The 13949-nt window shown below is 31.8% G+C and carries 13 protein-coding genes; all 13 read left to right on the top strand.

All coding sequences use genetic code 11. The features are described 5' to 3' along the window. Positions 1 to 41: 41 nt before the first annotated feature. The 13 genes from EPK97_RS08905 to EPK97_RS08845 all read left to right on the top strand — a co-directional run bounded on the left by EPK97_RS08905 (position 42) and on the right by EPK97_RS08845 (position 13925). Positions 42 to 809 carry a tyrosine-protein phosphatase gene (locus EPK97_RS08905; protein ID WP_162036261.1) on the top strand — a complete coding sequence of 256 codons (768 nt, stop codon included), beginning with the start codon at positions 42 to 44 and terminating at the stop codon, positions 807 to 809. Positions 810 to 1339: 530 nt separating this feature from the next. After that, a complete protein-coding gene (gene galU / locus EPK97_RS08900; protein WP_162036383.1) occupies positions 1340 to 2224 on the top strand; it encodes a UTP--glucose-1-phosphate uridylyltransferase GalU in 885 nt (294 codons plus the stop codon). A gap of 29 nt (positions 2225 to 2253) precedes the next feature. Further along, a complete protein-coding gene (locus EPK97_RS08895) occupies positions 2254 to 4068 on the top strand; it encodes a polysaccharide biosynthesis protein (protein WP_162036260.1) in 1815 nt (604 codons plus the stop codon). Positions 4069 to 4158: 90 nt separating this feature from the next. Beyond that, the gene (locus EPK97_RS08890) at positions 4159 to 4791 is read left to right on the top strand and encodes a sugar transferase (RefSeq protein WP_162036259.1); all 633 of its coding nucleotides are present in this window, start codon (positions 4159 to 4161) and stop codon (positions 4789 to 4791) included. A gap of 35 nt (positions 4792 to 4826) precedes the next feature. Continuing rightward, complete coding sequence (locus EPK97_RS08885; protein WP_162036258.1) at positions 4827 to 4970, top strand: hypothetical protein; 144 nt, start codon at positions 4827 to 4829, stop codon at positions 4968 to 4970. Positions 4971 to 5430: 460 nt separating this feature from the next. Next, complete coding sequence (locus EPK97_RS21490) at positions 5431 to 5598, top strand: hypothetical protein (protein ID WP_205690243.1); 168 nt, start codon at positions 5431 to 5433, stop codon at positions 5596 to 5598. A gap of 25 nt (positions 5599 to 5623) precedes the next feature. Beyond that, entirely contained in the window at positions 5624 to 6847 is a 1224-nt protein-coding gene (locus EPK97_RS08875) for a glycosyltransferase family 4 protein (protein ID WP_162036257.1), read from the top strand. Position 6848: 1 nt separating this feature from the next. Further along, the gene (locus EPK97_RS08870; RefSeq protein ID WP_162036256.1) at positions 6849 to 7883 is read left to right on the top strand and encodes a polysaccharide biosynthesis protein; all 1035 of its coding nucleotides are present in this window, start codon (positions 6849 to 6851) and stop codon (positions 7881 to 7883) included. Further along, positions 7856 to 8725: an SDR family oxidoreductase gene (locus tag EPK97_RS08865; RefSeq protein ID WP_162036255.1), complete on the top strand. Its 870-nt coding sequence runs from the start codon at positions 7856 to 7858 to the stop codon at positions 8723 to 8725. The genes EPK97_RS08870 and EPK97_RS08865 overlap by 28 nt, the downstream gene beginning before the upstream one ends. Positions 8726 to 8745: 20 nt before the next feature. Next, positions 8746 to 9828, top strand: a complete 1083-nt coding sequence (locus EPK97_RS08860; protein ID WP_162036254.1) for a glycosyltransferase family protein — start codon at positions 8746 to 8748, stop codon at positions 9826 to 9828. 3 nt (positions 9829 to 9831) lie between these two features. After that, positions 9832 to 10941 carry a glycosyltransferase gene (locus tag EPK97_RS08855; protein ID WP_162036253.1) on the top strand — a complete coding sequence of 370 codons (1110 nt, stop codon included), beginning with the start codon at positions 9832 to 9834 and terminating at the stop codon, positions 10939 to 10941. A gap of 32 nt (positions 10942 to 10973) precedes the next feature. Continuing rightward, positions 10974 to 12398, top strand: coding sequence for an O-antigen polysaccharide polymerase Wzy (wzy, locus tag EPK97_RS08850; RefSeq protein ID WP_162036252.1), 1425 nt, complete (start codon positions 10974 to 10976; stop codon positions 12396 to 12398). Positions 12399 to 12425: 27 nt separating this feature from the next. Further along, the gene (locus EPK97_RS08845) at positions 12426 to 13925 is read left to right on the top strand and encodes a lipopolysaccharide biosynthesis protein (protein ID WP_162036251.1); all 1500 of its coding nucleotides are present in this window, start codon (positions 12426 to 12428) and stop codon (positions 13923 to 13925) included. Positions 13926 to 13949: the final 24 nt, after the last annotated feature.

The raw sequence follows: 13949 nt of genomic DNA, 5'->3' as shown, positions 1-13949 counted from the left end.
TTTCCATAATTATAAGTTCCTAGATTTAGGGTGGTGAAAAAATGATAGATTTACATAGTCATATCTTACCTGGAGTAGATGATGGGGCAAAAGACCTAGAAGAAAGTATGCAGCTTGCTAGAGAAGCGGTAAAACAAGGAATTACCAAAATCATTGCTACTCCACATCATCGTAATGGTTCTTATTACAATTCCAAAGACGAGATATTAGAAGCAGTAGAGCGTTTAAATGAAGAGTTATTTTTAGAAAATATACAACTAGAAATATGCCCAGGACAAGAAACGCGAATTTATGGTGATATGGTTCAAGATATTGAGCAAGGTGAGCTGTTAGCCTTAAATAATGATCATAAATACCTATTTGTGGAGCTTCCCTCGAACCACGTTCCACGTTACACAAATCAGTTATTATTTGACCTGCAGTTAATTGGTTTAAAGCCAATTATTGTCCATCCTGAAAGAAATCAAGAATTAATTGAACACCCAGAAACGTTATATCAGCTAGTGAAAAATGGAGCATTAACACAAGTCACAGCTGCAAGTGTGGTAGGAAAGTTCGGAAAAAAAATTCAGAAATTTACAAATCAACTAATTGAACATCATCAAACTCACTTTGTTGCATCTGATGTACATCATGTGACACGAAGAGGATTTTATTTAAAAGAAGCTTACGAATACATAGACCAAGAGTTTGGAGCCAACTGGCGAGATTTGCTTCAGGAAAACCCTCAAAGATTAATAGAAGGTAAGATGATCCATTATGAAGAACCGCAACGAATAAAAAGAAAAAAAATATTTGGCATTTTTTAATAGGAATGGAATAGACGAAACTCTATTCTTTTTTAGTTTAAAGAGATTGTTGCTTATGGTGACATTATCGCATGTCTAAACCAATTAAGGTTTATTCCACATAATCTATATCCACCGTGTCTTTTTTTACATCTGGAATATTTTACTGGTATTCAATTAATAAAAAATAATATAAGTTATTATTACAAAGTTAATACTTACTATCAACTGAATAAAATTTCTGACTATAGATTTTTTATGGGAGAGAATCTAGAGTTAGGAGTTTTATTATTCACTTGCTCTTTTCTTTTGGTTTTTGTATAAAGTATTTTTAATTTTTTAATTTTTTAAAATTTTTGAAAATGACTTAGTTGGACTTTTTGCTGACATAATAGATGTTTAATATGTAGGTGTAAGATACATAATACATTAAATCTTAAGGGGGAAAAATAATGATTTCCGTGATGAAAAATCCAAAGTATGAAACCTACAATAGGTTTCCACGTAATTATTCGAAAGATACATAGAGTTTGGAGATGGGATTAATGAGTATAAAAAAAGTAAAAAAAGCAATCATTCCTGCTGCAGGATTGGGTACTCGTTTTTTACCTGCAACGAAAGCGATGCCAAAAGAGATGCTGCCGATAGTAGATAAACCTACAATTCAGTACATCGTTGAAGAAGCAGTAGCTTCAGGTATTGAAGATATCATGATTGTTACGGGAAAAGGGAAAAGAGCGATAGAAGATCATTTTGATCATGCTTTTGAATTAGAACAGAATTTAAAAGAAAAAGGAAAAGACGATTTACTTGAAAAAGTTCAGCAATCTTCTAATTTAGCAAACATCCATTACATAAGACAAAAAGAACCTAAAGGATTAGGACATGCCATTTGGTGCGCACGAACATTTATTGGAGACGAACCTTTTGCTGTGTTATTAGGGGATGATATTGTTCAATCAGATGTACCTTGTCTTGGCCAGTTAATTCATGAGTATGAAAAAACACTTGCTCCGATGATTGGTGTTCAACAAGTACCAGATGAAGAAACACATCGATATGGAATAGTTGATCCAATGGAACAAGTAGGTAGACGTTATCAAGTTAGTAGTTTTATAGAAAAACCTGAACAAGGTTCAGCACCTTCTAATTTGGCCATTATGGGACGATATATACTTACGCCTGAGATTTTTATGTTTTTAGAAGAACAAAATATTGGAGCTGGTGGAGAGATTCAATTAACAGATGCTATTTCTAAATTAAATGAAATTCAACGAGTTTTTGCTTATGATTTTGAAGGAAAACGATACGACGTTGGGGAGAAGTTAGGGTTTATTCAAACGACAATTGAGTTTGCAATGCAGGATGATGAATTAAAATCCAAACTTATCTCTTTTATGAAAGAAATCCAAAATAAAAATGAAGTTAACATTTAAAAAAATATATAGATAAGGGAGGTTCGTTTGTGACGTACCGAAAACGACTATTACTCCTGATTTTATTAGATTCATTGTGTGTGTTCACGGCTATTTATTTTAGTCATTTTATATTAAGCACGAAATATTATCTTACACCTTTTCTACTTATTAGTTCACTAACCTTGTTAATCGTTCACCATATGTTCGCAGCGTATTACAAGCTTTACAAAAGAGTATGGGAATATGCAAGTATCGGGGAATTAGTTACAATTTGCAAATCTGTCACCTATTCGATTTTGATCACTGCACTAGTGCAATTGGTTTTTTATCAAGATGTATACATAAGAGCACTTGTGATTACTTGGATGTTACATATGATGTTTATAGGTGGATCGAGGTTTGTATGGAGATTATATCGAGATTCGTATTTAAAGGTGAAAAATCGAGGAGAACGAACACTAATTATTGGTGCAGGTTCTGCAGGAACAATGATTGCTCGGCAATTAAAAAATAATCCAAGCTCAAAACTTTACCCTGTAGCCTTTATCGATGATGAATGTCAAAAACAACAGATGGAAATTATGGGCATACCCGTAATTGGTGGAGTGAAAGACATAGAGAAGTCAGTGATTGATTTTGATATTAAAAACATTGTGATAGCTATACCTTCTCTTAACAAAAAAGAATTAAATAAAATAGTACAAGAATGTAGTAAAACAAATGTTAGAACCCAAATCCTTCCGATGATTGAAGATTTGGTCTTAGGAAAAGTTTCGGTTAATGACTTTAGAGATGTAAGAATAGAAGATTTATTAGGAAGAGAGCCAGTGAAACTGGATGATAGAAATTTACTAGAAACGATTCAAAATCAAACGATACTAGTAACGGGTGCTGGTGGATCGATAGGTTCAGAGATTTGTAGGCAAATATCAAAATACAAACCTAGTAAAGTAGTATTACTTGGTCATGGTGAGAACAGCATTTACACAATTGAACAAGAACTACTTAATACATATACTGAAATCAATTTCGTGACTGAAATTGCAGATGTTCAAGATAAAGATAAAATGTTTGCTGTTTTATTAAAACACAGATCAAGTATTGTTTACCACGCAGCTGCTCATAAACACGTACCATTAATGGAGCGAAATCCTGAAGAAGCTGTGAAAAATAATGTGATAGGAACTAAAAATGTTGCAGAAGCGGCTAGTAATGCGAGAGTAAAAACATTCGTCATGGTTTCAACAGATAAGGCAGTAAATCCGACAAGTGTGATGGGAGCAACAAAACGGATAGCAGAGATGGTTGTGCAGCATATGGATAAAATCAGTGATACTCGTTTTGTAGCCGTAAGATTTGGGAATGTGCTCGGTAGTCGTGGCAGTGTTATTCCTTTATTTAAAAAACAAATTCAAGCAGGTGGTCCTGTTACGGTTACTCATCCTGATATGGAACGGTATTTTATGACAATTCCAGAAGCCTCAAGACTTGTTATTCAAGCAGGTACATTGGCAAGAGGTGGAGAAATCTTTGTGCTTGATATGGGAGATCCAGTAAAAATAGTAGATCTAGCCAAAAACTTAATTAAATTATCTGGTTATTCTTTGGAGGATATAGGAATTGTGTACTCAGGGATTCGTCCAGGTGAGAAATTGTTTGAAGAGTTGTTGAATGAAAATGAAGTACATCATAAACAAGTTTTTCCTAAGATTCATATTGGTAAAGCTACATTTATTGAAGGAAAATTCTTGCAAGTTTTGTTCAATGAGTTTGGGAATTTGTCAGTGGATGAGTTGAGGGTTACATTGTTAGATATTGCTGGTGGTCGGGTGAAAGAAGAGAAGTTGGTTGTAAATCAGTAGATGGATAAATTAGATTCATGATGTTTAGAATATCTTCTCTTTTGTAATGCGTTATTGACAACAACTTTATGATTAAGGACTGAAATTAAAATGTATATGAAAATTAAAAGATTGATAGATGTAATTCTCTCTTTAGTTGGACTTATTGTCTTATCACCGATATTTTTAATTTTGATTATAGGAATTAAATTGGATTCAAAAGGTCCAGTGCTTTTTAAGCAAAAGCGGATTGGAATTAATAAAACCCATTTTAATATTTTAAAGTTTCGTACTATGAGAATAGATACGCCAAAGGATACCCCAACACATTTATTAGATGATCCAGAACAGTATATTACCAAGATGGGGAAGCTCTTAAGGAAAACTTCTCTTGATGAACTACCTCAGATTTGGAATATCTTTATTGGACAAATGAGTATTATTGGGCCTAGGCCAGCGCTTTGGAATCAATTTGAGCTAATTGTTGAACGAGACAAATATGGTGCCAATGATGTTCCATCGGGCCTGACTGGTTGGGCTCAGATTAATGGTAGAGATGAACTTCCTATTGAAATAAAAGCGAAGTTGGACGGCGAATATGTTGAGAAGATCAGCTTCTGGATGGATGTTAGGTGCTTCTTTGGGACAATCGTAAGTGTTGTCAAAAGTGATGGGGTTGTTGAAGGTGGGACCGGTATGAGGAATGATGAGGTTAAAGTTCGAAAAAAAATTTATAAATCTTGAATTAAACTATCTTTGTGTAGAACAGGTGAATTATAATGCCACTAATTACTGGAATCACAGGACATTCTAGAACTTATTTTTTAAAACAATTAATAGAAAACTGTTATGAAGGTCCTATTCGATGTGTTGTTAGAGAATCATCAGATACAAGTGTAATTGATAACGTGGGTTACAAATAGAAAAGAAGAAAGGAAATTTAATCGATCAAGATTTTTTAGAATTTATTCAAAATTTAAGAGTGCTTCTTCTGAGTATAAAGATATAGAATACGAAATAAAAAATATACAAAATAAAAATGAACATTTTGGAATGAAATTAACTATATTAAGGTCTACCATGATTTAAGGGGACTTATGTGATCATAACGTGAGCAAATTTATAAAGATGGTTGATAGTGTTAGAGTTTTTCCAGTTGTTAATCATGGAAAAGGTGAAATTCAACCTGTAAATGCTAGATGCTAGAGATCTAGGTAAAGCATTTTATCAGATTCTAGTCATACCTATTGATAAAAGAAAGAATGAATATGAATTGTCAGGGAGTGCCCAATTGAATTGATTTATGCTTTAAAAACGATAAGTAAATAAACGTATAAAATTTATTAGTTTTCCGATTTCATTTGGAGTTCTTCTAGCTTAAAATTGATTTCATTAGGTAGAGTTGATTATGTCGAAAAACCACAACGTATGGGAGAAGATAGAAGCTTCTCGTATAATGATGCTACACAAGATATTGGGTACACTCCAGTCTCTTTTGAAGAGGGGATAAAAGTAGAAGTAGATCAATATTTAAGTTTAAAAAGGAAATAACTAATATAAAGGAGTCAATCAAAATATGAAAGTAATTTATTTAACCGCTGAAGGATTTGATACTCCGAATCCAAATAATCAACTAGCTATGACTATGATTGACGATTTTTTAAATGCGGGCATAGAAGTTCACATGATATCAAGTAGAAGAAAAGCCATTAACCCTGACATACCAGATATATTAAAAGATAGAAATGGATTCACGGTTGACATAATAGATAGACCAGTTGTTGATAAATCTCATTTTGTAACAAGATATCTTGAAGAAACGTTATATTCATTTAAAGCAATGTCGAAGTGGTTGAAAATTAGGAAAAATATAGATATGGTTTTAGTTCAATCATGTCCTACTGTACTGTCTCCCATGTTTTTGCTTAAGTTTTTATTAAGAAAACCGATTATATATAGTATTTTTGATGTATTTCCTGGCAGTGCCAATGACATCGGTGTAATACGCAATAAAAATGTATATAATATTCTAGCTATTTTACAAAAATTTGTATACAAATTTAGTGATAAGGTTGTAGTTATATCTTCAGATATGAAAAAAAAGGTTACTGAAGAGAAAGTAGACGAGGAAAAGATACGTGTTATTCCAAATTGGTATGATGAAAATTCTGTAATCGAAATTGATTCTAGTAAAAATAAGTTTATTCAAAAATATAATATAGATACTAATAAATTTTATGTTCAATTTGCAGGAACACTAGGGTATGTATTTGATTATAAAATGGTTCTTGATGTCGCAGAACGACTTAAGGGTGAGACAAACATTGTCTTTCAAATGATTGGTGATGGAAATATAAAAAAACAGTTTATGAATGAAACAGAAGAAAGAGGGCTTTCAAATATAGTATTTTATCCATTACAACCTCTTGAGATTGTACCAGATGTTTATAGTGCATGTTCTTTATGTTTTATTCCATTAAAAAAAGGTGTGATAGGGAATGGAGTTCCTAGTAAAGCCTATCTATTGATGGCTTGTAGAAGGGTCGTTCTTAATTCAGTAGAAGAAGATTCGGATTATTATAAAATGTTTAATGATAATAACATCGGAGTTTCTGTTCCCAATAGTGATCCTGTTAAAGTAGCAGAGAAAATTCAGTATTTATATAATAACCAAGAAAAACTACTAATAATGGCTGAAAATGCTAAAAGGTTTGGTGAAAAACATTACACTAGAAAAGTAAATACACAAAAGTTTATTTCATTATTTAATGAGATATATCATAGAGAAGGAAGGTCATAGAATGTTTGGAGGAAAAAAGCTATTAATAACTGGTGGGACAGGTTCGTTTGGTCAAGTTGTACTAGATAGGTTTCTAAATACAGATATTGGTGAAATTAGAATTTTCTCTAGAGATGAAAAAAAGCAAGATGATATGAGGCATGTATATCAAAATAATAAAATTAAATTTTTTATAGGCGATGTGCGGGATAAAGAGAGTGTAAAAAATGCTATGTATGATGTGGATTATGTTTTTCATGCGGCAGCATTAAAGCAGGTACCGAGCTGTGAATTTTATCCTGTGGAGGCAGTTAAGACTAATGTCTTAGGTACTGAAAATGTAGTGTCTGCTGCTATAGAGATGGGTGTTAAAAAATGTATATGTCTTTCTACTGACAAAGCAGCTTATCCTATTAATGCTATGGGAATTTCCAAAGCTATGATGGAGAAGATCGTAGTTGCTAAATCAAGAACTATTCACCAAGAAAAGACCTCTATGTGCGTTACTCGTTACGGAAATGTAATGGCGTCCCGTGGTTCTGTAATCCCTATATTTGTTCAACAAATAAAAGCGGGAGAACCAATAACTATAACTGATCCTAACATGACAAGATATCTGATGAGTCTAGAAGAAGCAGTAGAACTAGTAGTATATGCTTTTCAGCATGGGCAATCTGGTGACATAGTTGTTCAGAAGTCTCCAGCAAGTACAGTAGGAGATTTAGCAGACGCTATTAGACAAATTTTTAACAGAAATCATGAAATTAAGATTATTGGTACTAGGCATGGTGAAAAGCTATATGAAACTTTATTAACTAAAGAGGAATACTTTAAAGCAGAAGATATGGGACTCTATTATAGAGTTAACGCTGATAATCGGGATTTAAATTATAATAAGTACTTGGTTAATGGTAACGAAAAATTATCGTCATCAGAAGAATACAATTCGCACAATACCTATCGTTTGAGTGTAGAAGAAATAAAGGATAAGTTACTTTCACTTAACTATATACAAGAGGAGTTAAAAGCATGGAAAGAAGTAAATTTAATTTCTTAGTCCTAGGAGCAACTGGAATGGCAGGACATACAATCGCATTATACTTGAAAGAACAAGGCCATGAAGTAACTGCATTTTCAAGAGAGACCTTCCCTTATTGTAATAACATAAAAGGAGATGTAATGGATGAAGGAATCTTAAAGTTGATCTTAATAGATGGAAAATTTGATTTTGTTATCAACTGTATCGGAATTCTAAATACAGACTGTGATAGAAATCCATCTCTAGCAGTTTATATAAACAGTTATTTACCACACATGATAGTGGATCTTATAAAAAACAATAATACAAAGTTGATTCATATGAGCACCGACTGTGTTTTCTCAGGATTAACAGGTAATTATAGTGAACAAAGCGCTCGTGACGGTAATACATTTTACGATAGGACAAAGGCTTTAGGAGAAATTGAGGATAATAGGAACCTCACTTTGCGCAATTCCATTATTGGCCCTGATATGAAAAAAGATGGAATTGGTCTTTTTAATTGGCTTATGAAACAAAATGGTAGTATAAAAGGCTATTCTAAAGCAATTTGGACTGGTGTTACTACATTAACTTTAGCGAAGGCAATAGAAATGGCCGCAATCGAGAATTTAACAGGTCTTTATAATCTTGTTAACAATGAAAAGATAAGTAAGTTTGATTTACTTAACCTATTTAATAAGCACATAAGAAGTGAGGAAATTTCAATTAATGATTTTAATGGAGTTGTAATTGACAAATCACTTATTAACACTAGGAATGATTTTTCCTTCCAGGTACCTAGTTATGAGGAAATGATAATTGAAATGAAAGAGTGGATTATTACTCATAAAGAATTGTATCCTCACTATTTTAAATAAAGAAGATTGGTGACTAAAAGATGGGTAAAAGAAAATTTTGCTTTGTATTCATGGGTAACCTATACTTGTGTCCTTATATTTCAAGATATCTAAAAGGCAATGAATTTGATTACGATATTATTTACTGGAATCGTGATGATATTAATGAAAAATCAAATGCTCAAAATATTTATAGCCTTAATTATTCATTGAGCCCTGAAGATAGTAAGTTTAGAAAGCTAAAGGGATATTGGATTTTTAAAAAATTTGCTGAGAGAATTTTAAGAGAAAAAGATTATGATGGAGTTATTTTACTTCAAACAGCAGCAGGAGTATTATTGCAGAGTTTGTTAAGAAGGAAGTATTTTAAAAAATATGTATTAGATATTAGAGATTATACTTTGGAGAAGTATAAACTGTTCTATACTATAGAAGAGAAAGTTATTAAAGCCTCAAATATGACTGTAATTTCCTCCGAAGGATATAAGAACTTTTTACCAACTTCTGAATATGTTGTTTTACACAATAATAGGTTATTAGATGTAAATCATGTTCTAAAAATCAGAAGTCGAAAAAACAATAAGCGCAAAATTGTAATAGCCTTTATTGGATATGTAAACTATCAAGATCAACATAAAAAATTGCTAAATTTATTAAAAAATGATAATCGCTTTGAACTCCACTTTATTGGTAAACAGGCCGAAAGATTAATACCTTTTTGTAGGGAAAATAATATTGACAATGTTAAAATTGAAGGGCAATTTCCTCCTGAAAATATATTAAATTATTATGAGGATGTTGACATTATCCATAATCTATATGGAAATAATACTCCTGTTTTGGACTACGCCTTATCAAATAAGCTATATTTTGCTGCTGAGTTTAGGATGCCAATCTTAGTGTGTTCGGGAACTTATATGGAAAAAGAATCAAAAGAATATGGGTTTGGTTATACATTTAATATGGATAATTCAAATGTTGCTGATGATTTATACGATTATTACGTAAATATTGATTGGTTAAAAATTAACCAAGGTTGTAATGCTTTCCTAGACAAGGTTAAGCGAGATAACGTAAAATTTGAATTTTTATTCAAGAAATTTGTTGTAAAGGAGGGGGATTGATGTATGAATAAGACTATCTTGTTTATTGCTCATAGGTTAGATCGTGGAGGGGCTCAAAGAATGTTATCTTTTGTTGCAGATAGCTGTGCAGGGGATTTTGATAAAGTAATAATGCTATCTTTATACCACGAGGATGTAGAATACGATTTAGATAGCAGAATTGAGGTGATTTATTTACCAGGGCTAAATAAATTTCCTACAAAAAAGAGAAATATCCATACTAAGGTTTTGGATACTATAAAACAAGTTATAGAATTGAGGAAAGAACTTAAACGAATTAGACCGGATTTAATTTGTTCTTTTGGTGTAAATACTATATTCCTTCATGTACTGGCTGCATTAGGTTTAGGCATAAAGAATGTTGGTTCTGAAAGACGCTCACCTGCTGACCTTCCTATTATGTGGAAAACAATTAGTAGAAAAGTCTATGAGAAATGTAATGGTATGGTTTTTCAATTGGAAGATGCAAAAAACTATTATAACCCCAAAATTGCTCACAAAGCGACGGTTATACCCAATCCTTACTTATCCAATAAGCAATATATTCCATTTGATACAAATAATAGACAAAAGTTAATTACAGCTGGTGCTGCAAGACTTGAATATGAAAAGGGGTTCGACATATTAATAAAAGCATTTTATTATGTCAATAAAAGACAACCAGAATATAGGTTAATAATATATGGGGCAGGTAATTCAAAGGTAATGTATGGAAGGTTAGTTGATGAGTTAGGCTTAAATGGTTTAATTGAATTTCCCGGTCTAGTTAAGGATATAGCAGGAACTGTTTATTCATCTTCAGTTTTTGTTCTGCCTTCAAGATTTGAAGGAATACCAAATACACTCTTAGAGGTAATGGGTGCTGGTGTTCCAACAATTTCATGTGATTGTCCACCTGGTGGACCAAAATTTTTAACCAATAGGGGAAATCGTGGGTTAATAGTCCCTGTCGATGATCATAAGGCTCTTGCAGAGTCAATATGCCATTTAATAGAAGATAATAATTTATCCACTAAACTAAGTCAATCTGGTTTAGAAGTAAGGGATGAATTAAGACCTGAGGTAATTTCGAAGAAGTGGACTGACTATTTTAAGAAGGTACTCATAAGTTAAAAATGATAAGTTATAGAAAAGGAAGAAATAAATTGAAGAATAGTCGTGGTATTTCTGTCAGGCATTTGTTTTTTTGTCTTTTTCATTTTATGGTATTAAGCTTTCTATTGTTGTTTAGTTATTTAAATTGGACAAACGAGACAATAATATCGAATTGGTCTCTAGTAATAAGTAGATTGGCAATATTGCTTATGTGTATTCAGTTAATTTCATTTGCTTATAAAAAGATTGGACCTACGGACTTCAGATTATGGTTTATTTTTTTGTCATACCTTTTTATGTTTGGAAGGGTATTTTTAAATGCCTTTAACTTAGATAGTGAAATTTTTTGGAATTTAATGATTAGACATCCACAAGATCTTTTATATCACTCAAGTCTATTTATTATATGTTGTATTCAAAGTATTTTTCTTGGATTTGTCTTCTTTGATAATCGAAAGGAAATTCGTAAAAATCTAGGTGGATTTTGGAAAGAATCCAAAGATTACTCTATTTATATAACAGGTTTGATTTTATTATTATTTTCCCTACCTTTTCGACTATTCATTGATATAAGATGGGTAATTCAGGCGCAAATGAATAGCAGCTATTCAAACATAACTTCAAGTATAGGGTTAGTAGAACATTTCGCCTTGTTATTGATACCAGGAGTTATATTTATTATTGCAAGTGGTAAGTTTAACCGTAAAGTTGCAATTACAATATTACTTGTTACAGTATCTTATTTTTTGGTATTAATGATACTTACGGGAGATAGAAGGTATCCTGTTACAGCAATTCTCAGTCTTATTTTATTCTACATTAAATTTTATGATATAAGACCTAAATTAATTAGATTATTTTTCTGGGGATTAGCTTCTATGATATTGCTAAATACATTAACTGTTATTAGAGAAATTCGGGCTGAAAAATTAACAAACCTCAGTGATTTTATATCAACTTATTTTGTAGATATAATATTTGATATGTCAACGATGTATGAAACTCTAGCTGAATTTGGTATAACATTTTTCTCGGTTGTCTTAATTTTTAAGTATGTTCCATCGGATATACCATTTCAGGATGGGTTTAGTTTTATTGCTTCTGTTCCGTCTATTTTACCAATCGGTTGGTTGTTTAGAGATTTCTTCCAAAAGGCTAGTATGTCTAATGTAATTAATGTTATTGAAGGAACAGGTGTAGGAGCAAGTTTGATCGGTGACCTATATATTAACTTTGGATGGCTTGCTATATTATTTGGAACACTTGTAGGGATACTAGTGGCAAAAATATTTAGATTTAATAATAATATAAACAAAAGACTATGGATAGCTAAATATTATTCGTTATTTTTTATACTTATAAATTTAGTTAGAGCTGCTTTCTTTGAAATATTTCGTCCTGCAATGATTGTTTATTTATTACCATTATTAATTATATGGTTAGTAAAAAGCCGGTCTCAAGGGGTACAAAAATAGAGGTATTAATATAAATGAGGAAATCAAATGAGTAATGATAATCTATATAAAAAGACTAGAAAAGGATTATTGACGTTAACTGTTTCTTCAGGTGGTGTCTTTATCCTACAGTTTATTACCACTTTAATTCTGGCGAGGATATTTTCGCCAGAGGAATTTGGTGTATTAACGGCCATTATGATTATAATTAGTTTTACTGATGTATTTTGGCAAGCCGGGATAGGACCAGCAATTGTTCAAAAGAAAAACCTTAGCCAAGATGATGTAAAAACTGGTTTTACTACCATGATAGCTTTTGGTGTTTTTGTAAGTCTATTAGTAATTGCTGTTTCACCTTTGATTGCACAAGTTATAAACATTGAGGAATCAATGGTTTTAACTGTCCTTTCAATATCTTTTATTATAAATAGCTTTGGAGTAGTACCTATTTCAATTCTGCAACGAGAAATGCATTTCTCAATAATTGTAAAAAAAGACATTTATAGTAGCCTATCTTATGCGGGGGTAGCAATTCTTTTGGGTGTTTATGGTTACGGAGTGTGGGCACTGGTGGTTGCACTTTTAACAAAGTATATAGTTAGCACTTTAATACCATTGTTTTCATGTCCAACAAAATTATCATTTGGGTTTAAAAAAGAATCATTTATTAAAATGATGCATTTTGGTGGTGGAACCACTCTTTCACGCTTATTTAATGTCATAGCAAACCAAGGTGATCACTTTGTTATCACTCGTACGGTGGGGCTACATGATCTGGGACTATATAATAGAGCGTATCAACTTATAGCTATTCCTGCAAATTTAATAGGACAAGTAATTGATCAAGTGTTTTTTCCAGCTATGTCTACGATACAAGATGATAATGAAAAGCTTTCTGAGATTCATACCATTGGAGTTGCATCTTTAGCACTTCTCTATTTTCCAATTGGAACTCTTATTTATTTCTTTTCAGATGAAATTATAGTTCTTTTGCTGGGAGAAACATGGGCAGAAGCTTCTATTCCACTAAAAGTTCTAGCATTATTCATATTTTTTCGAGTAGTTTATAAGATGAGTGATCCACTATGTAGGGCAAAAGGGGCAGTATATGGAAGAGCTGTTATACAGATGATCTTTGCCAGTATGATGATAATTTTTGCAATTATAGGTTCAAAATACGGGCTTTATGGTGTGTCCATAGGCGTTGGCTGTGCATTAGTTGGTAACTATATAATTATGACAGTGTTTGTCCAAAAATTAATAAAGTTTAATATAATGTATTATGTACGTTGTGTTTTTCCAATCTTTATAGCTCAATTTATTTGTTTTTCAATTATTAATATAATACTTACTCATGTTGTGGATTATAATTTAGGAAACATAATAGTAATAGGTTTGTTGAAGTTGACATTAATATTAATAATTGAAGGATTTATGGTTTTTGTTGTATATCGATATCTATGGCCAAAAAATTTACGGATAAAAGTAAGTGAGGAAATGAACGAATTTATTTCCAAAGTAATTTCACGTTTTTTGAAAAGAGATTGAATTCATGTGTAACTGAGAAGATTA

The sequence above is a fragment of the Chengkuizengella sediminis genome, from assembly GCF_010078385.1.
GTDB lineage: Bacteria > Bacillota > Bacilli > Paenibacillales > KCTC-33759 > Chengkuizengella > Chengkuizengella sediminis.
The sequence above is the reverse complement of the archived record's forward strand: the minus strand, read 5'-3'. Positions and strand labels throughout refer to the sequence as shown.

Excerpts from the sequence above, each read along its gene's own strand:
- EPK97_RS08845 (WP_162036251.1), top strand. The coding sequence starts at position 12,426 with ATGAGTAATGATAATCTATATAAAAAGACTAGAAAAGGATTATTGACG.
- EPK97_RS08870 (WP_162036256.1), top strand. The coding sequence starts at position 6,849 with ATGTTTGGAGGAAAAAAGCTATTAATAACTGGTGGGACAGGTTCGTTT.
- EPK97_RS08865 (WP_162036255.1), top strand. The coding sequence starts at position 7,856 with ATGGAAAGAAGTAAATTTAATTTCTTAGTCCTAGGAGCAACTGGAATG.
- EPK97_RS08885 (WP_162036258.1), top strand. The coding sequence starts at position 4,827 with ATGCCACTAATTACTGGAATCACAGGACATTCTAGAACTTATTTTTTA.
- EPK97_RS08860 (WP_162036254.1), top strand. The coding sequence starts at position 8,746 with ATGGGTAAAAGAAAATTTTGCTTTGTATTCATGGGTAACCTATACTTG.
- EPK97_RS08905 (WP_162036261.1), top strand. The coding sequence starts at position 42 with ATGATAGATTTACATAGTCATATCTTACCTGGAGTAGATGATGGGGCA.
- EPK97_RS08855 (WP_162036253.1), top strand. The coding sequence starts at position 9,832 with ATGAATAAGACTATCTTGTTTATTGCTCATAGGTTAGATCGTGGAGGG.
- EPK97_RS08875 (WP_162036257.1), top strand. The coding sequence starts at position 5,624 with ATGAAAGTAATTTATTTAACCGCTGAAGGATTTGATACTCCGAATCCA.
- EPK97_RS08890 (WP_162036259.1), top strand. The coding sequence starts at position 4,159 with ATGTATATGAAAATTAAAAGATTGATAGATGTAATTCTCTCTTTAGTT.